Raw genomic sequence first — 21,143 nt, forward strand, 5'->3', positions numbered from 1 at the left:
TGGACTGCTGAAAACCTGTTCATTCCAACACCTCTAATACCGCCGGATCAAACCCCGCTGGCGCCGTCAAAAATACTTGCTCTTTGGTCATGCGCACCTGAATGCCCATTTCGCTAAGCGCGCTCTTAAGGCGATCAACCTCGCTAAAGTCCTTGTTTTCCATGGCTTTTGCTCGCACCTCAGCAAGCCGTTGTTCCAAGGCACTCAAATCAACCGTATCGGGATCAGCCCATTTCGGGATCGTCTCCCCCGTCAACCCCAAGAACGCCAGGGCGCTGCGCAGGGCAATGACGTCACCCGCGGCAGAGTATTCATGACAGGCCGCCAAGGCCGCATGGGTGTTGAGGTCATCCGCAATGGCCGCAACCACTTCTTGCCCCAACTGCATCTCGGACGAGGCATTCTTGACCTGCCCATACCACTTGCGCAGCGTCTTCTCCGCCTCAACCCGCTTCTTCTCGGTCCAGTCCATCGGCTTGCGGTAATGCGTCGATAACATCACAAAACGGATCACCTCCCCCGGCACGCCCTGCTCCAGCAAATCGCGCACGGTAAAGAAATTGCCCAAGGACTTGGACATCTTCTTGCCCTCCACCTGCAACATCTCGTTGTGCATCCAGACCTTGGCAAAATCATGCCCGGCGCATTTTGATTGGGCAATCTCATTCTCGTGATGCGGAAAGGTAAGATCATTGCCGCCGCCATGGATGTCAAAGCTTTCACCCAGCAATTCATGCGCCATGGCAGAGCACTCGATATGCCACCCCGGACGGCCACGCCCCCACGGGCTGTCCCACCCCGGTGTTGCATCATCCGACGGTTTCCACAGGACAAAATCCATCGGGTCTTCTTTGAACGGGGCCACTTCAACCCGCGCACCGGCAATCATATCGTCCACAGACCGCCCCGACAGTGCGCCATATTCAGAATAGGACCGCACCCGGAACAACACATGCCCCTCTGCGGGATAGGCATGGCCCTTTTCAATCAGGTCTTCGATCATCGCAACCATCTGGCCGATATAGGCGGTCGCACGTGGCATCGCGCGTTCATGGTCCTTGCCCCGGATCGACGGCTGCAACGCCCCGACTGCGGCCATATCCTCCAGAAACCAGCCCGTTGTCTCGGCGGTGATATCACTGATGGATCTGCCACTCTGCGCTGCGCGGGCGTTAATCTTGTCGTCAACATCTGTGAAATTGCGCACATAGGTCACGTGTTCGGCCCCATATACATGGCGTAACAGGCGGTTCAGCACGTCAAAAACGATCACAGGCCGCGCATTGCCGATATGGGCGCGGTCATAAACCGTTGGCCCACAGACATACATGCGAACGTCCTTCTCACGCAGAGGCGTAAACAGCTCCTTGCGGCGGGTCTTGGTGTTGTACAGATTGATCGCAATCTTGGTCGTCGTGGTCATCGTGTCATCCTCGCGCAGCGGTCACGCGGGCTTGCCACATATCTTAAGGAAACGAAACGACATGATAACAGCCCGCGAGAAAATTCTCAGCAGGTAATTGTGCAGCCAATAATGCATGTCATCATCATCATGGCAAAAGGACTAGCCGAAACGGCGACATCCGGTCAACAGATGATTGACAAACCAAGCGCCCTCTGCGTCCCTGCGATATCAAATAGAAGGGGCGCATCATGCAGGCATCACAACGGATAACAGAGATTTTGGGCGGCGGCTCTGACGGCTGGGGCGTGTTCAACAAGGCGCGCGATATGATCGCGGCGGGCACCCCTGTGACCGAGTTGACGATCGGCGAACATGACATTCGGACGGCGGCCCCAATCCTGCAGGATATGCACCGCGCCGCCATGGATGGGCATACCGGTTATGCCTCTGTCCCCGGTGTCGCGGCCCTGCGCCAAGAGGTGGCTAGGCGGGTGCAATCACGCACTGGCGTGCTGACAAAACCAGAAAATGTGATGATCACCCCCGGCGGACAAGCCGCCCTTTTCGCCGCGCATGTAGCAACCTGCAATGCGGGTGATACGGCGCTCTATCTTGATCCGTTTTATGCCACCTATCCAGGCACTATTCGCGGCGCTAGTGCCGAACCGGTCTGCATTCAGACCCGCGCCGAAGATGCGTTCCAGCCGCGCGCCAGCGATATTGCCGCACAGGCAAAGGGTGCAAAATCGCTGCTGGTCAATTCGCCAAACAACCCCACCGGGGTTGTCTATTCACGCGCAACGCTGGAAGGCATCGCGCAGGTCTGCCGCGACCATGATCTCTGGCTGATCTCGGACGAGGTTTATGACACCCAGATTTGGGAGGGCGAACATATCAGCCCGCGCGCACTGGACGGAATGGCGGAACGCACATTGGTTGTCGGTTCCATGTCAAAATCCCATGCGATGACCGGCTCCCGTATCGGTTGGATTGTCGGGCCAAGCGACATCATCGCTGATCTGGTCAATCTGGCCACGCATACCACCTATGGTGTGCCCGGGTTCATTCAGGATGCCGCCCTGTTTGCCCTGCAACAAGGCGCAGATTTTGAAGAAGAAGTCGCCGCTCCCTTCCGGCGTCGCCGCGACATCGCTCATAAGGTGCTGGCGGGGCAAAATGCGGTCGCATTGGTGCCGGCGCAGGGTGCAATGTACCTGATGTTGGACGTGCGCAGCACCGACATGTCGGGAGAAGACTTTGCCCTTGCTTTGCTAGAGACACATCAGATCGCTGTGATGCCGGGGGAAAGTTTTGGCAGCGCTGCCGCCGGACATGTGCGGGTGGCAATGACCATCGAAGATAGCGCTTTTGAAGCCGCCCTGAATACATTGTGCGAATTTGCACAGAACTGCCAGAAATCGGCCTGATCTGGTGGGAAAATCCTGTTTGCGCCTCGGCAGTTTCTGCATCTGCACGGGTCGCAATCTGGCCGTGATGGCGCAAACAGGATAGAAACGTCGATTTTATCTGCCCAAGCTGATCCTTGAAAGGGTCAGCAGATGCGCAACGATATTTGTATCATCACACGGGTGTGTCGAACCATCGGCGCAGAGCGCGGGCGCGCCGCACGGGGGGCACCGCGGACAGGGTAAATCACCCTGCCCTTTCCCTCTTGTGAACCGGAATATCCCCAATGACAGACCAATCCCCTTTGCGCAGCGGCGGCAGAGCCGCCCGTCGTGCGGCCCGCGCCCAACCACTTGCACCCCATTTACGTCCGATCCGCCCCGGCATGGAGGGCGGAACCTATACCCCGTTGACCCAAGCCGGCATGGAGGCCATTCACAACGCCGCCCTTGAAGCGTTGGAAACCATCGGCCTTGCTGACGCGCCGCCCAGCGGAGTGGCCTATCTGACCGGTGTCGGCGCGGTTGAAGGTGCGGATGGCCGCATTCGGTTCCCGCGCGCCCTGGTCGAAGACACGCTGGCAAAGGCAAACCGCGCAGTCACCCTATGCGCCCGTGACCCGGCGCATGATCTGGAATTATCCGGCCACCGTGTGCATTTCGGCACTGCGGGTGCCGCAGTGCATCTGGTTGATGTCACCACAAACAGCTATCGCGAATGTGGCGTGCAGGATCTGCACGATGCCGCGCGAATCATGGATACCCTTGATAACATTCACTTTCTTCAACGCCCTATGGTCTGCCGCGACATTTCTGACAATTTTGAAATGGACATGAATACCATCTACGCCTGCTGTAGCGGTACAAAGAAACATGTCGGAACTTCCTTCACTGATCCGTCTTATGTCAAAGGTGCGCTGGAGATGTTGCACCTGATTGCCGGCGGCGAAGACAAGTGGCGTGAACGCCCATTTGTGTCGAACTCCAACTGTTTTGTCGTGCCGCCGATGAAATTCGCGACCGAATCCTGTCAGGTGATGGAGGCCTGTATCGAAGGAGGTATGCCGGTGCTGTTGCTGTCTGCCGGCATGGCCGGTGCGACGGCCCCGTCGACCGTGGCCGGTGCGATCACCCAGGCCGTTGCTGAATGTCTGGCGGGTCTGGTTTATGTCAACGCCGTTAAGCCCGGCCATCCCGCAATTTTTGGCACATGGCCTTTTGGTCTGGACTTGCGATCGGGCGCAATGACCGGCGGATCTGGCGAGCAAGCCTTGCTGACATCTGGCTGTACGCAAATGCACAAGTTCTATGGATTGCCCGGCGGGGCCGCCGCCGGCATCGCGGATGCCAAGATGCCCGATATGCAGGCAGGGTGGGAACAGATGTGTTCAAATGTCATGGCCGGATTGTCGGGCTGCAACATGGTTTATGAAGCTGCCGGAATGCATGCCTCCTTGTTGGGGTTTTGTCACGAATCGCTGATTTTGGGGGATGACATAATTGGTCAGGCGTTGCGCTGTGTGCGGGGCATCGAAGTAAACGAGGAGACCTTGGCCCTGGACCAAATGCGTGAAGTTTGTTTGGGCGGGCCGGGTCATTACCTTGGGACAGAGCAAACTTTGGGCCGGATGGAAATTGACCATGTCTATCCTGCATTGGGCAACCGATCTTCTCCCAAGGAATGGGACGAATTGGGCAAACCGGAATTGGTACCGAATGCCACGCTACGCAAAGAGGCGATACTGGCCGAGCCCGCATCCGCGCGGTTTGATCCAATTCTGGACAAGGCGATCCGCGAAAGCTTCAGGATTCATTTACCGGCGTAGTACAAAGAGGGGCGCTGCCCCGCCGCGCAAGCGCGACTCCCCGCAGTATTTAAGGCCAAAAGAGGGATAAGTGCTGCACGCTCTGGGCAAAAACGAATTTGGGGGTAGCCGGCGCGCCGGGGAAAGAAAAGGGGGGAACCGAAGTTCCCCCTGAGGTTCGCCGTTCAAGCTCAATTTGTTAACCGCTCGGTGTTTGTTTTTGCCTGCGGCCTGAACGTCGTCCAGAGCGAACGCATCCGCTCCGTGTACGTCGTCCCGACCAAAGTCGGGGCGACGAGTGGGTGGCAGTCGTTCACGTGTGAACGATGAGAACCCACCCGATCCCCGCGCCCCGATAGGTCGGGCGCGAAATGGTGGCAGAGGTTCGCTTGCGAACAATGAAAGCCACCACGTATCTGATGCAACGCCAGGTCGGCGCTGCAAAAAAGTCTTTAACTACACCCGCTTGTCCCGCCGCAGGTGTTGCATTTCATGCAGGTGCCATTGCGCACCAATGTGTAGTTGCCGCATTCCCCACAGGCCTCGCCCTCGTAACCTTGCATTTTCGCTTTGGTCCGCGCGTCCAGAGACACTGCCGACGAGGCAACCGTGCCGCTTGCCACGGATGTGGTCGAAGCCATCGCAACCGCAACTGCGCCTTTTGCAATTTCCGGTGCGGTCACAACGCCGTCGATACCACCCTGCAAAAGAACAAGTTCCTGTGGCGGACGGTTGCGCAGATAACCGGTCGAGCTGATTTGCTTGAGAACTTCGAGGGAACGCGACGCGGCAGTTTCGGAAATTTCTGTCAGGTTGCCAACGTTTTCAACCTCTTCACCTTTCCCCAAATCATCAAATGTCGCACCTTCGGGTTTCACATGGGCCAGGTCAGTCCGATCAAGATAGGACACTGCCAGCTCGCGGAAGATATAGTCGAGAATTGAAGTGGCATTTTTGATGCTGTCGTTGCCCTGCACCATGCCAGCCGGTTCGAATTTGGTGAAGGTAAAGGCATCGACGAACTCTTCAAGCGGCACACCATATTGCAAGCCAACGGACACGGCGATGGCGAAATTGTTCATCATCGCGCGGAAACCGGCACCTTCCTTGTGCATGTCGATAAAGATTTCGCCAAGCTTGCCGTCTTCATATTCACCGGTACGCAGATACACTTTGTGGCCACCGACATTGGCTTTTTGGGTATAGCCCTTACGGCGCTGCGGCATCTTTTCGCGGTTGCGGTTGATGACCTCTTTAATGACGATCTTCTCAACGATCTTTTCAGCCAACACCGCGGCTTTTTCCTGAATGGACCCGCTTTCCAGTGTTTCCGCCGCTTCGTCATCATCCTCGACCAAGGCTGATGCCAGAGGTTGGGACAATTTGGATCCGTCGCGGTACAGTGCATTTGCCTTGATGCCCAGCGACCACGAAAGCTCGTAAGCTTTCTGGCAGTCCTCAATCGTTGCATCATTCGGCATGTTGATCGTTTTCGAGATTGCACCGGAGATGAAGGATTGCGCCGCGGCCATCATGTGGATGTGGCTGTTCACCGAAAGATAGCGCTTGCCCTTTTTCCCGCAAGGATTGGCGCAATCAAAGATGCTGTAGTGTTCTTCTTTCAGATGTGGCGCACCTTCCAGCGTCATGGTGCCGCAAACATGGTCATTGGCCGCGTCGATATCCGCTTTGGAAAACCCAAGGGACTTGAGCAGATCAAACGTCGGGTCGTTCAACTTTTCAGAAGGGATACCGAGAACTTGCGTGCAGAACTCTTCGCCCAGCGTCCATTGGTTGAATACAAATCTGATGTCAAAGGCCTGCGCCAGTGCCGCATCCACCTTGGCCAATTCGTTCGGGCCGAAACCGTGCCCCATCAGTGTGGTGTGGTTGATGCCCGGCGCATTGCCGATGGTGCCGTGGCCCACAGCGTAGCCGACGATTTCTTCGATCTGGGCAGAGCCATAACCCTGCTTTTCCAATGCCGCGGGAACGGACTGGTTAATGATCTTGAAATAACCACCGCCGGCAAGTTTCTTGAACTTTACCAAGGCAAAATCAGGTTCGATACCGGTTGTATCGCAATCCATCACCAGACCGATGGTCCCAGTAGGCGCGATTACAGAGGTTTGCGCGTTGCGATAGCCGAATTGTTCACCTAGCTTCAGCGCCTCGTCCCAGCAGGACATCGCCACATCCACCAAACCCGGTTGCGGGCAGTTATCGTGATCAAGCGGCACCGGTTTAACGCTGAGTTTTTCATACCCCTGCGTGTTGCCATAAGCCGCGTTGCGATGGTTACGCATGACTTTCAGCATATGTTCGGCGTTTTTGGCATAGCCCGGAAAAGCACCCAATTCACCGGCCATTTCGGCGGAGGTCGCATAGGCAACACCAGTCATAATCGCGGTCAAAGACCCGCAGAGCGCGCGACCTTCGTCACTATCATAGGAATGCCCCATGTTCATCAGCAAACCGCCAATGTTCGCATACCCCAAGCCTAGCGTACGGAAATCGTAAGACCGTTGGGCAATTTCCTTGGACGGGAATTGCGCCATCATCACGGAAATTTCCAACGTCACTGTCCACAGACGCGAAGCGTGCATGTAGTCTTCGACGTTGAACACACCGTCTTCAAGGAAGGTCAGCAGGTTCATTGAGGCAAGATTACAGGCTGTGTCGTCAAGGAACATGTATTCAGAACAAGGGTTTGACCCACGGATCGCGCCATCTTCTGGGCATGTGTGCCAATCGTTGACAGTGTCATGGTACTGGATACCCGGATCGGCACAGGCCCATGCAGCATGACCAACCTGTTCCCAAAGGTCGCGGGCGCGGATGGTTTTGGAAACGCGACCGGTCACGCGGTCAATCAGTTCCCAATCCGCATCTTTTTCAACAGCTGTCAGAAACGCATTGGTGACGCGGATCGAGTTGTTGGAGTTTTGACCGGAAACGGAATTGTAGGCCTCAGAGTCCCAATCAGTATCGTAGGTCGGGAATTCAATGCTGGTGTGACCCTGCTTTGCGTAATCCAACACCCGTTTCACATAGGTTTCAGGGATCATCACTTTTTTGGCCGCACGGATCGCTGATTTCAGCTGTTCATTCTTGGCCGGATCATAGGCATCCGCCTCTGCCCCGTCCCAGCCTTTGATCGCGGCGAAAATCAGGTTCAGCTTCTGTTCGTGCATTTTTGAGCCGGCGACAATGGATGCCACTTTCTGCTCTTCCAGCACTTTCCAGTTAATAAAGTCTTCGATATCAGGGTGGTCCGCATCGACGATTACCATCTTGGCCGCCCGGCGTGTGGTGCCGCCGGATTTGATTGCACCCGCTGCGCGGTCACCAATTTTCAGGAAGCCCATAAGACCGGAGGACTTGCCGCCGCCTGACAGGCTTTCGCCTGCACCGCGCAAAGAAGAAAAGTTGGTGCCGGTGCCGGAACCATATTTGAACAGGCGCGCCTCGCGGACCCAGAGGTCCATGATGCCACCGTCACCAACCAGATCATCACCAACCGACTGGATAAAGCAGGCATGGGGCTGCGGATGTTCGTATGACGATTTAGAACGGGTCAATTTCTCAGTCTTGTAATCAACGTAGTAGTGACCTTGCGCCGGACCGTCTATGCCATAGGCCCAATGCAGACCGGTGTTGAACCATTGCGGCGAGTTTGGTGCCGCACGTTGGCTTGCCAACATATGGCGCATCTCGTCAAAATAGGCCTGTGCATCCGCTTCCGTGGAAAAGTAACCACCTTTCCAGCCCCAATACGTCCAGGCACCGGCCAAACGATCGAATACCTGCTTGGAGGAGGTCTCGCCCCCCATTGTGGCCCCTTCGGCGGGAACCGAGCGCCACAAGAAGGCGGGCACACCTTTTTCTTTCACCTTGGTCACAGCGGAGGGCACGCCGGCTTTGCGGAAATACTTCTGGGCGATAACGTCGCTTGCCACCTGGCTCCAGCTGGAGGGCACTTCGACGTCATCAAGCTTGAATACAATTGAACCGTCGGGGTTCCGAATCTCGGATACGGTCGAAATGAAATCAAGCTCTGCGTATGCGTCTGTGCCTGCCTTGGTGAATTTGCGTTCGATCTTCATTATCGCTGCCTCTGTCTTAACTGTTTATTCCAAAGGCCACGCCCGAAAAGAGCCCAGCCAAACCGCTCCACCGCCGGTTCAGACACGATTTCAAATCACCGGACCGCGCACTGCGGTCGGGACAGGCAGAATATGGACGTCACGTACTGTCGTTAACCTGCACTCGTGCCGTGAAGCGCCCCTCAGCGTTACCCACCATATATTGTGGCGACATCTCCGACCCCCACAACCTGACGTATTCACCCCTGTTCGGTCAACGCGTTTATTTTCAAATTCAGCCCATGTTACAGTTGACCGGCGAGTGGAATTTTGAACCGTTCACGAGGTGGTGATTCACGCCGGGAATATCCACAATCTGTCGGTCTGAATTTCCCTCAGGGCGACCGCGAAAAAGCTCAAGGACCCGGCATGTTTAGCTCTGTTCGCTCACTTCTTGCGTGAACTTATCCACACAAAGTCAGGGGATAAGCACACCAGATTTGGTGGTTAAGAATTATTTTTTCACTACGCGATGGTTTCATATTTTTGCAACAAACCGCACGGGAATTCCCGCCGAATCGCAGCGAGACCTGCGCGACGGCCATTATCGGACACAGCGGCAGATACCCTCTTACCCACCATATGATGTGGCAGGCACAGGGTAAGACTACATGATGCATGAAAGGCAGGGAATCGGCTTTGCGCCGGTCATCGCTGGCATGACGCCTGACCAAAGAGGGACGCAAAATCCAGTTGCAGCCCCCGCCCACGGGCGGGCCCAAGCTAGGGCTTTTCTTCATTTTCAAAAACTTTGAAAGTGGTCGGAGCGAGAGGATTCGAACCTCCGACCCCCTGTACCCAAAACAGGTGCGCTACCAGGCTGCGCCACGCTCCGACTGCGGCTTCTCTAGCCTCTGTTCAGACGAATGAAAAGCCCTGATCTGCGCTAAATCACATTGTGTGCAGGAATTTTCAGCAAGGCCAGACCGGCGCATGGCCCGCATGGGCCGGATGGCGAACAAAACTGCCTGTTTCTATGCCCAAACGCGCAGCCAAGCCGCCGTTGATCTCAAGCACGGCAAGAATCCCCTCGCCGCCTGGAATCGGTGTTTCGTCCAGCGGCACGGCATTATGATGGATGTGTTTGACCACCCCCTGCGCATCAATGAACAGCATATCCAATGGAATCAGCGTATTGCGCATCCAGAAACTGGCAGGGCGCGGACGTTGATAGACAAAATACATCCCCGCCCCCATGGGCATCGAGGTGCGATGCATCAAACCCTGCGCCTGTTCCGCCGGATCATCCGCAATTTCGACAGTGAAGCGCGCCATCCCCCAAGCGCCTTTCAGCGCAACAGAATCATTTCGGCATTCATCGGCAACAGCCGCCCCCGCAAACAGGGACAGACCAAGCCAAAGGATCACCCCTGCGGGCTTGAAGAGTGCAGCACTGTTTCCCACGCCTGTACCTCACCGGCCATCTGGCCGCGCTTGCCTTGAATAACCCGGATCGCCAAAGCCTCGCCCGGTTGCAGGTCCGACAAGCCCGACTGACGCAGGATTTCAATATGCACAAAAACATCCTCTGGCTTGCCAAACACATTGGCAAATCCGAACCCCTTGGCCTTGTCGAACCATTTCACGCGGGCCGGTTGGACGGGTGCAGCCTGCAGTGCCTCGGCGTCCAGTCCAGCAATATCTGCCAGCACGGCCCCTTGCTGGGCATCGTTGGGGTGGACAGCGGTAATCTGTGTCGCCTGCACACCCCGTTCGGTATTCTGAACGAGCAACTCGATTCCGGTGCCGTCTGCAATGGAGCTTTGCCCAAAATTACGCAGCACATTTACGTGCAATAAAATATCCGGCCCACCGGAATCGGCGACCACAAATCCGAACCCCTTGATGGGATCAAACCACTTTACAACGCCGGAAATGGCCGTTTGATCCGCAAAAGATGCAAATCCGTTGACGTTACAGCTAATACTCTCTTCTCTCACGTTACACCTTTTAAACCGATCGATTCACTAACTTGTGCTGCTCATCGTGAAATCCCAAAGAACAGCTCTATGATAACGAAAAATATAAATAAAATTAAGGATTTAGCCGCTCAACCTCCCATGCGACATCTACTGCGGCTCTGCGCCACTGGAACCTGTCATGCAACCTGTGATCCCCGTCGGCCCAGAATTCGATTTCCAACGGAGAAAGCCGGTAACCGCCCCAAAATGGCGGCCGCGCCGGGTTTAAACCCTTGGTTGCGGTGACCTTCGCCACCTCTGCTATCAGTGCAGCACGACTTTTTAAAGGGCGAGATTGCTGCGAGGCCCAAGCCCCCAGCCGGCTTTGCAGGCCCCGTGATGCATAATAAGCATCCGCTTTTGGCCCGTCTTCGCGGCTGATCACACCGCGCACCCGAATCTGGCGCCGCAGTGATTTCCAGTGCAGCACAAAGGCCGCCTTGCCTGCGTGGTCAAGCTCCTGCGCTTTCTGGCTTTCATAGTTTGTGTAGAAAACAAAGGCATCCGCCTCGACTTCCTTAAGCAACACCATCCGGACATTAGGCATGCCGCTGTTGTCGACCGTCGACAAGGCGATGGCGTTGGGATCATTTGGTTCGCTTGCCTCCGCCTCTGCAAGCCACCCCCGGACGATTTCGAACGGATCGTCGCCCCCGAATTTACCATTTCTACCAGACATATCGTACTCTTGTATTAACCTTTCCGCTTGATCCGGGTGAATGTAGCGGAGCTATGGCCACTAGGTATAGAGGTTATGTAACGGCAACAACCTAAAGCTGATAATCTTGGCAAAAGATGAGGCACCGCCCCCTGCCCTTTGCCGCTCGCCCCTCGCAGAAGATCCGCTTCCCCTGCCAGCTCTCTTGATGGGAACAACGCAATGCCCTAAACGAAACAGACTGAAATACTAACAGAATTGGGCACGGCATGGCGAACGATCTGATGCAGGGCAAACGGGGGCTCATTATGGGCCTTGCCAACGACAAATCCATCGCATGGGGTGTCGCGAAATCTCTAGCGGATGCGGGCGCGGAGCTTGCCTTCTCCTATCAGGGCGATGCCCTCAAAAAACGCGTTGGCCCGCTGGCTGCTCAATTGGGAAGCGACATTGTCCTGCCTTGCGACGTGAGCGACGAGGCCTCGATAGATGCTCTATTTGACAGCCTTAAGGAAACTTGGGGCACGCTCGATTTTGTTGTTCACGCGATCGGCTTTTCTGACAAGACAGAATTGCGTGGCCGTTATGTCGACACCAGCCGCGGCAACTTTGCTATGTCGATGGACATCTCTGTGTATTCCTTCACCGCAGTGATGCAGCGCGCGGAAAAGATGATGAGCCCTGGCGGTTCTGCGGTCACCCTCACCTATTACGGCGCTGAAAAGGTCATGCCTCATTATAATGTAATGGGGGTAGCAAAGGCCGCACTTGAGGCATCGGTAAAGTACCTCGCCGAGGATCTGGGCAAGGATGGCATCCGCGTCAACGCGATCTCCGCCGGCCCCATCAAAACCCTCGCGGCATCGGGCATCGGTGATTTTCGCTATATTATGAAGTGGAACGAATACAACTCGCCACTGCGCCGCAACGTGACAATCGACGAAGTCGGCAAATCCGCGCTTTACCTGCTCAGCGACCTAGGCAGTGGCACAACTGGTGAAAACCTGCATGTCGACGCCGGGTATCACGTGGTCGGCATGAAAGCCGTCGACGCCCCCGACATGGCCAAGGAATGACGCTGACGCTGGCAAATCTGGCGGCGTTCAACGCGGTGCTGATTGTGTCGATCCTAAGCCCGGGTGCCGCGTTCCTGATGGCTGTGCGCAGTACCGTTTCAAACGGGCGGCGCGCTGGTATCGCAACCGGCCTGGGCCTTGGCCTGATGGCAAGCCTGTGGACATTGGCCGCCCTGCTGGGCCTCGATGCGCTGTTCGCCGTCTTCCCATGGGCCTTTGCTGCGCTGAAAATCGGCGGTGCCGGCTATCTGATCTACCTTGCCATCGCCACATGGCGCGGGGCCGCGGCCCCTGTCACGTCAGAGGCAAAACCGCAGGGCCGATCGTTTCTTGATGGTCTCTTGGTGAATCTGGGCAACCCCAAGGCGGTGTTGTTTGCCGCCGCTGTGCTGGTTGTTGTGTTTCCAGCAGACCTCTCCGGCCCAGAGATCGCTTTGGTGACACTCAACCACCTGTTTCTGGAAATCCTGTTCTACACTGGCTGCGCCTATCTTCTCAGCGCTCCGGTCACCCGCACCCGCTATTTGCGGATCAAACCCCTGCTTGAACGCACCGCTGCCCTGGTCTTGGGCGGTCTTGGCCTTAAACTCCTGCTGCAAAGGTAACACGATGTCCGATACACGCCTGCCCCACGAAAAAGGCTTTCACATCTCATGGGATCAAATCCACCGCGACAGCCGTGCCCTGGCATGGCGGCTTGACGGCAAAGGACCTGATGACGGTGCATGGAAGGCAGTGGTTGCCATCACCCGTGGTGGCATGGCCCCCGCAATGATTGTGGCGCGCGAACTCGACATCCGTACTGTCGACACCATTTCGGTGGTCTCCTACCATTCCGGCGGCGGCAAAGCAGATGACCGGCGCGACGCCAAAGTGCTGAAATCACCTGATGATGAGATCATGGGCGACGGCACCGGAATCCTGATTATCGACGATCTGGTCGACAGCGGCAAAACCCTTGAACTGGTGCGTACCCTCTACCCACAGGCGCATTTTGCCACGGTTTACGCCAAACCCGAAGGCGAACCACAGGTCGATACCTTCATCACCGGCGTCAGCCAGGATACCTGGATTTTCTTCCCCTGGGACATGGCCCTACAGTATGTCGAACCCTACAGAGGCAAGGACTGACCCGACCGCCCCCTCTTTTTGGCCTTAAATACTGTCCGCATTCTCAACCGGAAACCGCCTGATGATCTTAACCCGCACCGCCGCCACATTCCCTCCTCCCGTCATGGAGGCGCGTCGCTGGCTTGACGGCATCACGCATCCGGCAGACCGCCCCTTGATGAATGTCTCCCAAGCCGCGCCGGTAGATCCCCCCCCACAAGGGCTGCGTCAGGCGATTGCCGATGCAACGCTGAACGATGACGCGGCCCATCTTTACGGCCCGGTTCTGGGCATGGATGACTTGCGCAGCGAACTGGCCCGCCAGACATCTGCCCATTACACTGGAGAGGTCACCGCGACACAGACCTGTATCACCTCGGGCTGCAATCAGGCCTTTGCCGCCGCCATCGCGACCCTTTGCACCGAGGGCGACGAGGTCATTCTGCCAACCCCGTGGTACTTCAACCACAAAATGTGGCTCGACATGTCTGGTGTCACCAGCATCCCCCTGCCTGCGGGCGGCGATATGCTGCCCGATCCCACCCAGGCAGCGGCTCTGATCACCGGCAAAACCCGCGCCATCGCATTGGTTACCCCGAACAACCCGACCGGCACAGAATATCCCGACGGATTGGTTCAAGCCTTTTTCGATCTGGCCCGCGCCCATGGCATCGCACTGATTGTCGACGAAACCTACCGCGACTTTGACAGCCGTTCAGGCCCGCCGCATCGGCTGTTTCAAGATGCAAACTGGCAGGACACCCTGATCCACCTCTATTCCTTCTCCAAGGCCTACCGGCTGACCGGTCACCGCGTCGGGGCGATGATCGCCAGTGAAGAGCGTCTGGCCGAAGTTGAGAAATTCCTTGATACAGTTGCCATCTGTCCCGGCCAACTGGGCCAGCACGGCGCCCTTTGGGGCATGCAGAACCTGCAACAATGGCTGGCCGGCGAACGCGACGAAATCCTTACCCGCCGAGCGGCCATCACCGAAAACATGCCCAAACTTGCCGCCAAAGGCTGGCGGCTTCTGGGGCTTGGCGGCTACTTTGCCTATATGCACCACCCGTTCTCTGTTTCCTCAGCAGCGCTGGCACCGGCGCTGGTCAAATCCGCCTCGGTTCTGTGTCTGCCGGGCACCATGTTTTACCCGTCAGACGATCCCGCCGGTGCCACCCAACTGCGCATCGCCTTTGCAAATCTTGACGCGGCAGGCATCAGCGATCTGTTCGACAGGCTTGCCGCCATTGATCCCACGTAGCAGGTGGGCCTGCGCCCCCTTGCCCCCCCAGCATACACCCCTTAGACATCTGGTCTGAACAGCAGATAAGGACGACTCCCATGGCAAAACGCAGCGGCATCGGCAAAATTGCCATGTGGATCCTATTGGGTCTGTTGTTCATCGGATTGGGCGGCTTTGGCGCGGCCACCCTCAGCGGCAATATCCGCAGTGTCGGCACCGTCGGCAGCAAGTCCATTCCCGTCGATAGCTATGCCCGTCAGTTGCAAAACGAAATACAGGCAATTTCACAACAAACCGGCCAGCCTCTTCCCTTTGCCCGCGCTCAGGAAATCGGTCTGGACCGTGCCGTCCTGCAAAGACTGGTGCGCAACCGCGCGCTGGATCACGAAACCAGCGAGCTGGGCCTGTCGATCGGCGACACGGCACTGCGCGATGAAATTCTGCAAATCCCCGCCTTTCAGGGCGTAGATGGTACATTCGACCGCGAGGGCTATCGCTTTGCCCTGCAACAAGGTGGCCTGTCAGAGGCGGAATTCGAAATCTCGCTGCGTGAAGAAGCAGCCCGCACCCTGTTACAAGGCGCAGTTCTGGGCGGGGTGAAAATGCCTGAAACATTCGCTGAAACACTGGTTGGCTATGTGGCCGAACAGCGTGACTTTACATGGGGCCTGCTGGACGAGGATCACCTTGCGGCCCCGCTGCCCCTTGCGAACAAGCAAGAGTTGCGCAGTTATTATGATGAAAACACTGACAAATTCATGCTGCCAGACACCAAAATGATCAGCTATGCTTTGTTGACGCCGGATGCGATGATTGACGAAATCACCGTGCCCGAAGAAGAGCTGCGCGCGGAATATGAGGCGCGCGCCGATGTCTATAACCAGCCTGAACGGCGTCTGGTGGAACGCCTGGTCTTTGCCGATCAGGAGGCCGCAGACCAAGCCGCTGCCGCCCTTGAAGTGGGTGGTACACAATTCCGTAATCTGGTTGAGGAACGCGGCCTGACCCTGGCCGATATCGACCTTGGTGACGTCAGCCGCCTTGAGCTGGATGCGGCAGGTGAAGCGGTCTTTAACGCCGCCGTAGGCGAGATTGTCGGCCCGCAAGCGAGCCCGCTTGGCCCAGCCCTGTTTCGTGTAAACGGTGTGCTGCCAGCACAGGCCACCAGCTTTGAAGAGGCGCGTGCCGAACTGCAAGAAGAGCTGGCGCAGGCCCGCGCCGTACGCGCCGTCGAAGCCCGCGCACAGGACATTGACGACCAGCTGGCCGGCGGAGCCACCCTTGAGCAACTGGCCAACGAGACCAAAATGGAACTGGGCAGCATCGCATGGCATCCCGGTGCCCAAGAAGGCATCGCCGCCTACGCCGATTTCCGCGACGCTGCGAACGCACTGAAGGCAGATGATTTCGCCAAAATCAACCAGCTTGAGGATGGCAGTATCTTTGCCATGCGGCTGGACGAGGAACTGCCGGCGCGGGTGAAACCCTTCGACGCGGCCACCGCAGAGGTGCGCAAGGCCCTGCGCACGGAGCGTACCCTTGCGGCCCTGACGACACAGGCCGAGGCCCTTGCGCCGACGCTTGAGGGCGCTGTTGCCTTTCAGGCCGCTGGTCTGGATGCCCATATTGAAACCGAACAGCGGCGCAACGCTTTCATCACCAACACCCCTGCCGGTTTCATGTCGGAAGTCTTTGAAATGTCCGTTGGGGAAATCCGGGTTCTGCCCAGCGAGGATTCCGTTGTGATTGTGCGTCTGGATGCGATCACCGCCGCCGGTGACGCCCCTGAAAACATCGCCCTTCTCAGCCAGCTGGGTGCGCAGATGGATCAGGCCCTGGCGCAGGATCTGTTCACCATCTACTCCGATGATGTGGTGCGCCGTGCCGTGCCACAGGTGGATCAACGCGCCCTACAGGCCGTCCACGTCAACTTTCCGTAAGGGACACCATGGCTTTAACACCCAGCTTTGACGCCTTTGCCGCGGGCCATGCCGAGGGCCGAAATCAGATCGTTTACACCCGTCTGGCTGCGGATCTGGACACGCCGGTCTCCTTGATGATCAAGCTGACCGGTGCAGCGGAAAACGCCTTTGTGCTGGAATCAGTGACCGGTGGCGAAGTCCGCGGGCGCTATTCCATCATTGGCATGAAACCCGATCTGATCTGGCGCTGTCGCGGCGAAACCTCCGCCGTCAACCGCGCCGCCCGTTATGACGCGGATGCCTTTGAAGATGCGCCAGGCAACCCGCTGGACGTGCTGCGCGATCTGATTGCGGAGTCCAGAATTGACCTGCCCGAGGATCTGCCGCAGGCCGCCGCTGGCCTGTTCGGCTATCTCGGCTATGACATGATCCGTCTGGTGGAACATCTGCCGGATGTGAATCCCGATCCGCTGGGCCTGCCGGATGCAATGATGCTGCGTCCGTCGGTGATTGCCGTGCTGGACGGGGTCAAGGGCGAGGTCACCATCGTGTCCCCGGCTTGGGTATCGGATGGCCAAAGCGCGCGCGCAGCCTATGCGCAGGCCGCTGAACGGGTGATGGATGCGGTGCGCGATCTGGAGCGCGCCATGCCGGGTGCAAGCCGTGATCTGGGTGAGGCTATCGAGGCTGACGAACCGGTCAGTAACTTCACCCGCGAAGGGTATAAATCCGCCGTCGAAAAAGCACGTGAATATATCGTCGCCGGTGACATCTTTCAGGTGGTGCCAAGCCAGCGGTGGGCGCAGGGTTTTGCCCATCCGCCCTTCTCGCTCTACCGATCGTTGCGCCGCACCAACCCGTCACCGTTTATGTTCTATTTCAACTTTGGCGGCTTTCATGTGGTCGGGGCATCTCCGGAAATTCTTGTCCGTGTTTTTGGCAACGAAGTCACGATCCGGCCCATCGCCGGCACCCGCCCGCGTGGCGCAACGCCAGAAGAAGACCGCGCCCTTGAGGCCGATCTGCTAGCAGACGAGAAAGAGCTGGCCGAACACCTGATGCTGCTCGATCTGGGCCGTAATGATGTTGGCCGGGTCGCCAAAATTGGCACCGTACGCCCGACCGAGGAATTCATCGTTGAGCGCTACTCCCACGTCATGCACATCGTGTCCAACGTGGTGGGAGAGTTGAACGACGGCTGTGATGCGCTGGATGCGTTTTTCGCAGGGATGCCCGCTGGCACTGTCTCGGGGGCGCCCAAAGTCCGCGCCATGGAAATCATCGACGAGCTGGAACCGGAAAAACGCGGCGTCTATGGTGGTGGCGTAGGGTATTTCAGCGCTGGCGGCGACATGGACATGTGCATCGCCCTGCGTACTGCCGTGATCAAGGATGAAACCCTTTATATTCAGGCCGGGGGGGGTGTCGTTTTCGACAGCGATGCCGAGGCCGAGTTTATGGAGACCATTCATAAATCCGGGGCGATCCGCCGTGCTGCTGCGGATGCTGCCCGTTTCGACGGTACAGGCCGGAACTGAAGCGGATGGCCAACGCCCCGTTTAACATTGCAGGCGTCACAGTCGCGGCGGGCACATCACAAACTGTCACTCTACCCGTGTCCATTCTGCCTGATCACACACCGGTTGGCCTGCATGTGCAGGTGCATCACGGCAAACGTGCTGGCCCGACGATCTGCGTCACTGCGGCGGTGCATGGTGATGAGGTGATCGGCGTCGAAATCGTACGCCGCCTGCTGCGCGCACCACAGCTCGCGTCCTTGCGCGGCACCCTGTTGGCGGTGCCGGTGGTGAATTCTTTCGGGTTTCTGTCGCGGTCGCGCTATCTGCCCGACCGACGCGATTTGAACCGCTGTTTTCCCGGACATCCGTCAGGTTCGCTGGGTTCGCGTCTGGCACATATCTTTCTGAACGAAGTTGTACTGCGCTGCGATTTCGGCATTGATCTGCATTCCGCCGCGATCCATCGCAGCAACCTGCCACAGGTGCGCATTTCACCCAAAGATCCGGTTACCCATCAGATGGCCATTGATTTTGGTGCCCCCGTGGTGCTGACGTCGCCCTTGCGGGATGGCTCCTTGAGGGCCGTGGCCGCAAAACAGGGCACGCCGATCCTGCTCTATGAAGCGGGTGAAGGGCTGCGGTTTGACGAAATGGCAGTGCGCGCCGGTGTCGCTGGCATTCTGCGCGTCATGCGGGCCAAGGGCATGTTACCGGCCAAGGGCATCGCCAATGCCAAGGTTGCCCCGCATATCTGTAGCGCTTCAACCTGGCTACGCGCGCCTGCGGGTGGGTTGCTGCGCACTTTCCGCGCTGAAGGGGAAACTGTGGCCAAGGGCGATGTTCTGGCAACTGTGTCCGATCCGTTCGGATCGGTTGAAACCGATCTGCTTGCCCCCAGCCCCGGCATCCTGATCGGGCGGGCAATCCTGCCCGTGGTGAACGAAGGGGACGCGGTTTTCCACCTCGCGCAACTTAGCCCGAAAGCCTTAGAAGATACGGTGGATGATCTGTCAACACAGCTGGAAACCGATCCGCTGTTTGACGAGGACGAGATTATCTAGCACCTGCACCTGTCAGACCGTGTGAAAGCGGTTTGCTGCCCCCCGGAGGCTTATGGGGCCTCGCGGGTCAGCACAGCGGAAATCGGGGCAAGCGCCACCTTGCCGGCGCGGTCCTGTAACCCCCATAACAACAAGGCCGAGATCGTGTCCGGACGCAAACGTCCCAACATCACAACGCCGCCTTCCTGTCCGGCCTTAAATGCCGCTTGATCAAGGAACCGCCGGATCACTGTTGCGGTCTGCCCGGCACTGTCGAAATCACGAAACACCGTGTCGGCTGGGACACCTTCCTTGCGGGCCAGCTTGGGCATTGTATTCAACCCTTTGCTCTGTGTCAGCAACCCGTGGCCGGATTGCGCAAGAACTGCGGTAACCTGATCGGCCACTTCGCGCGAGGCCTGCACCCCTTCGCCCGTCCCCTCAAGCAAACCAACAACCTCGGGCATTTGCGACAAGGTGGCAGCCAGCGTGGTCTCAACGTCAACCGGCTGCGCACCTTGAGGCAGATCCACCATCGCCAAAACTTCGAACCCTTCGCTGCGATAGAGCGCGGCACGTTCGGCGGCATCCGGCAGCGTGCTATCCACTGCAAAGCTCAGCGTGTAGGGAAAACTGCGCAGCGCCGCGATACCCGGCGCGCCCGCGATTGGTCCTGAACCATCGTCAATCAGGACAATGCCCATCAACGGCTTGCCCTCTGGATTCGCGAAGGCCTGAGCGAATTTGGCAATCGGACGCATGTCATCTCCCGACGGGCTATCGGTGATGATCGTCGCCTGTTCAACACGCGCCACATCAGGGGCCGGCTTGACCAGACGGTTTACGGTGACATTGGTCGCGCGATCGGTCAATGTTGTGGCCGGTGTGCCGATGCGCGGACGTGCTTCTGGCGCAAGCGCGGCCACCTGCGCGGTTTCGCCCGCGTCAGCTGTGGTGTCGGTTTCGCCGGGTGCCTCAACCTTGGGCAAATCCAGAGCTGTGGTTTCGGTCTGGGCCGTTTGCGGGGCAGGATCGGCTTGTGACTCTGAGGTCCCGGCAGCGGCGTCTTCGGTGTTTTGGGTCACAGCAGTTTCCGCTCTGTCCGCATCCACTTTGGTGCCGGGCTGTTCGGCTTCTTCCGATACCAGGTCGGTTTCTGCGCCGGCGGATTCGGTAACTGATGCCTCGGTTGTTGCCTCAGTCGTTTCAGACGTATCGCTACTGTCGCTCCCAACTGTGGTTTGCACCATCTCAGCATCATCCGCGCCTGATTGTGGTTGCGCCTTGCGGGCTTTGGCCAATGCCTCGGCCACGATTTCATCGGCTGTTTCTTCGGACAGATCGGCATTTTCAATCGGGGCCGGTACCGGACGTGCGGCGGGGGCTGTATCCACGGTAACGGCCTCGGCACCTTGCGGAACCATCGGAGCCAAGGCCAGCGGATTGGGCAAAACAGGGTCTTCTGCCGCAAGTGCAATCGCGCCGGCGCGCGCCTGATCTGCCGGAGGGGCCAGTTCGGCAACCTCACCGATGATCGGCACATTGGCCGTCGGGGCCGTTGTTTGCGCCAAATTGCCAACTGTATCTTGCTGCGGGGCCGTCACACGCGGGGCCGTTTGAGTGGCAACAGCCGTGTCAACAGATGGTGCCGGCGTTTCTGCCACAGCTACCGCAACCTGCGGTGCATCACCGCCTGCCGGTGCCCTGTCACTGACCACTGGCGGCAGGTTCTGCATGGGTGCATGTAACGGTGCCATCACCGATGCCACACTTCCGGCACCAAGGCTGACAACCCCGCCCACCAGCGCACCACTGAGAAATCCGCGTGCCATTTTTCTACTCCTGCTCACTG

15 protein-coding genes and 1 tRNA gene are annotated in these 21,143 nt (G+C 57.8%); 9 read left to right on the forward strand and 7 right to left on the reverse strand.

Translation table 11 applies throughout. From position 1 onward, the window contains the following. Positions 1 to 19: 19 nt before the first annotated feature. A complete protein-coding gene (cysS, locus tag HKX44_RS05755; protein WP_276150323.1) occupies positions 20 to 1,423 on the reverse strand; it encodes a cysteine--tRNA ligase in 1,404 nt (467 codons plus the stop codon). A 230-nt stretch (positions 1,424 to 1,653) separates the two neighbouring features. Here cysS and HKX44_RS05760 point away from each other — a divergent pair, with 230 nt between their 5' ends. Together HKX44_RS05760 and HKX44_RS05765 are read left to right on the forward strand one after the other, a co-directional pair. Further along, positions 1,654 to 2,832 carry a pyridoxal phosphate-dependent aminotransferase gene (locus HKX44_RS05760; protein WP_276150324.1) on the forward strand — a complete coding sequence of 393 codons (1,179 nt, stop codon included), beginning with the start codon at positions 1,654 to 1,656 and terminating at the stop codon, positions 2,830 to 2,832. Positions 2,833 to 3,098: 266 nt separating this feature from the next. Next, positions 3,099 to 4,637 carry a trimethylamine methyltransferase family protein gene (locus HKX44_RS05765; RefSeq protein ID WP_276150325.1) on the forward strand — a complete coding sequence of 513 codons (1,539 nt, stop codon included), beginning with the start codon at positions 3,099 to 3,101 and terminating at the stop codon, positions 4,635 to 4,637. Between the two features lie 431 nt (positions 4,638 to 5,068). On the opposite strand, the gene HKX44_RS05770 is transcribed toward HKX44_RS05765, so the two are convergent. From HKX44_RS05770 to pdxH, 5 genes are all read right to left on the reverse strand, one after another. Further along, positions 5,069 to 8,722 (reverse strand): vitamin B12-dependent ribonucleotide reductase, encoded by a 3,654-nt coding sequence (locus HKX44_RS05770; RefSeq protein ID WP_276150326.1) that lies wholly within the window; start codon positions 8,720 to 8,722, stop codon positions 5,069 to 5,071. 797 nt (positions 8,723 to 9,519) lie between these two features. Further along, positions 9,520 to 9,596, reverse strand: a tRNA-Pro gene (locus HKX44_RS05775). Positions 9,597 to 9,673: 77 nt separating this feature from the next. Then, complete coding sequence (locus HKX44_RS05780; protein WP_276150327.1) at positions 9,674 to 10,129, reverse strand: DUF192 domain-containing protein; 456 nt, start codon at positions 10,127 to 10,129, stop codon at positions 9,674 to 9,676. After that, positions 10,126 to 10,638 (reverse strand): cold shock protein, encoded by a 513-nt coding sequence (locus HKX44_RS05785; RefSeq protein WP_276150816.1) that lies wholly within the window; start codon positions 10,636 to 10,638, stop codon positions 10,126 to 10,128. The genes HKX44_RS05780 and HKX44_RS05785 overlap by 4 nt, the downstream gene beginning before the upstream one ends. A gap of 157 nt (positions 10,639 to 10,795) precedes the next feature. After that, the gene (pdxH, locus tag HKX44_RS05790) at positions 10,796 to 11,416 is read right to left on the reverse strand and encodes a pyridoxamine 5'-phosphate oxidase (RefSeq protein WP_276150817.1); all 621 of its coding nucleotides are present in this window, start codon (positions 11,414 to 11,416) and stop codon (positions 10,796 to 10,798) included. Between the two features lie 233 nt (positions 11,417 to 11,649). Between pdxH and fabI the strand changes: the two genes are divergently transcribed. The 7 genes from fabI (at position 11,650) to HKX44_RS05825 (ending at position 19,312) form a co-directional block, all read left to right on the forward strand. Continuing rightward, on the forward strand, positions 11,650 to 12,456 hold the full coding sequence (gene fabI, locus HKX44_RS05795) for an enoyl-ACP reductase FabI (RefSeq protein WP_276150328.1): 807 nt from the start codon (positions 11,650 to 11,652) through the stop codon (positions 12,454 to 12,456). Further along, entirely contained in the window at positions 12,453 to 13,061 is a 609-nt protein-coding gene (locus tag HKX44_RS05800; RefSeq protein ID WP_276150329.1) for a LysE family translocator, read from the forward strand. The genes fabI and HKX44_RS05800 overlap by 4 nt, the downstream gene beginning before the upstream one ends. Positions 13,062 to 13,065: 4 nt before the next feature. Beyond that, on the forward strand, positions 13,066 to 13,587 hold the full coding sequence (gene gpt / locus HKX44_RS05805; RefSeq protein WP_276150330.1) for a xanthine phosphoribosyltransferase: 522 nt from the start codon (positions 13,066 to 13,068) through the stop codon (positions 13,585 to 13,587). A gap of 61 nt (positions 13,588 to 13,648) precedes the next feature. Next, entirely contained in the window at positions 13,649 to 14,827 is a 1,179-nt protein-coding gene (locus tag HKX44_RS05810) for an aminotransferase (protein ID WP_276150331.1), read from the forward strand. An 80-nt stretch (positions 14,828 to 14,907) separates the two neighbouring features. Further along, entirely contained in the window at positions 14,908 to 16,749 is a 1,842-nt protein-coding gene (locus tag HKX44_RS05815; RefSeq protein WP_276150332.1) for a peptidyl-prolyl cis-trans isomerase, read from the forward strand. An 8-nt stretch (positions 16,750 to 16,757) separates the two neighbouring features. Next, on the forward strand, positions 16,758 to 18,269 hold the full coding sequence (trpE, locus tag HKX44_RS05820) for an anthranilate synthase component I (RefSeq protein ID WP_276150333.1): 1,512 nt from the start codon (positions 16,758 to 16,760) through the stop codon (positions 18,267 to 18,269). A 5-nt stretch (positions 18,270 to 18,274) separates the two neighbouring features. Further along, the gene (locus HKX44_RS05825; protein ID WP_276150334.1) at positions 18,275 to 19,312 is read left to right on the forward strand and encodes a succinylglutamate desuccinylase/aspartoacylase family protein; all 1,038 of its coding nucleotides are present in this window, start codon (positions 18,275 to 18,277) and stop codon (positions 19,310 to 19,312) included. 50 nt (positions 19,313 to 19,362) lie between these two features. Here HKX44_RS05825 and HKX44_RS05830 read toward each other — a convergent pair whose 3' ends face one another. Further along, on the reverse strand, positions 19,363 to 21,123 hold the full coding sequence (locus HKX44_RS05830; protein ID WP_276150335.1) for a polysaccharide deacteylase family 2 protein: 1,761 nt from the start codon (positions 21,121 to 21,123) through the stop codon (positions 19,363 to 19,365). Between the last annotated feature and the right edge of the window lie 20 nt (positions 21,124 to 21,143).

This window comes from Sulfitobacter sp. M05 (assembly GCF_029285175.1).
Classification (GTDB): Bacteria; Pseudomonadota; Alphaproteobacteria; order Rhodobacterales; family Rhodobacteraceae; genus Sulfitobacter.

What these genes read in the sequence shown, in the direction of transcription:
- cysS (WP_276150323.1), bottom strand. Translation starts at nt 1,423, where the DNA reads ATGACCACGACGACCAAGATTGCGATCAATCTGTACAACACCAAGACC.
- HKX44_RS05760 (WP_276150324.1), top strand. Translation starts at nt 1,654, where the DNA reads ATGCAGGCATCACAACGGATAACAGAGATTTTGGGCGGCGGCTCTGAC.
- HKX44_RS05765 (WP_276150325.1), top strand. Translation starts at nt 3,099, where the DNA reads ATGACAGACCAATCCCCTTTGCGCAGCGGCGGCAGAGCCGCCCGTCGT.
- HKX44_RS05770 (WP_276150326.1), bottom strand. Translation starts at nt 8,722, where the DNA reads ATGAAGATCGAACGCAAATTCACCAAGGCAGGCACAGACGCATACGCA.
- fabI (WP_276150328.1), top strand. Translation starts at nt 11,650, where the DNA reads ATGGCGAACGATCTGATGCAGGGCAAACGGGGGCTCATTATGGGCCTT.
- HKX44_RS05800 (WP_276150329.1), top strand. Translation starts at nt 12,453, where the DNA reads ATGACGCTGACGCTGGCAAATCTGGCGGCGTTCAACGCGGTGCTGATT.
- gpt (WP_276150330.1), top strand. Translation starts at nt 13,066, where the DNA reads ATGTCCGATACACGCCTGCCCCACGAAAAAGGCTTTCACATCTCATGG.
- HKX44_RS05810 (WP_276150331.1), top strand. Translation starts at nt 13,649, where the DNA reads ATGATCTTAACCCGCACCGCCGCCACATTCCCTCCTCCCGTCATGGAG.
- HKX44_RS05815 (WP_276150332.1), top strand. Translation starts at nt 14,908, where the DNA reads ATGGCAAAACGCAGCGGCATCGGCAAAATTGCCATGTGGATCCTATTG.
- trpE (WP_276150333.1), top strand. Translation starts at nt 16,758, where the DNA reads ATGGCTTTAACACCCAGCTTTGACGCCTTTGCCGCGGGCCATGCCGAG.
- HKX44_RS05825 (WP_276150334.1), top strand. Translation starts at nt 18,275, where the DNA reads ATGGCCAACGCCCCGTTTAACATTGCAGGCGTCACAGTCGCGGCGGGC.
- HKX44_RS05830 (WP_276150335.1), bottom strand. Translation starts at nt 21,123, where the DNA reads ATGGCACGCGGATTTCTCAGTGGTGCGCTGGTGGGCGGGGTTGTCAGC.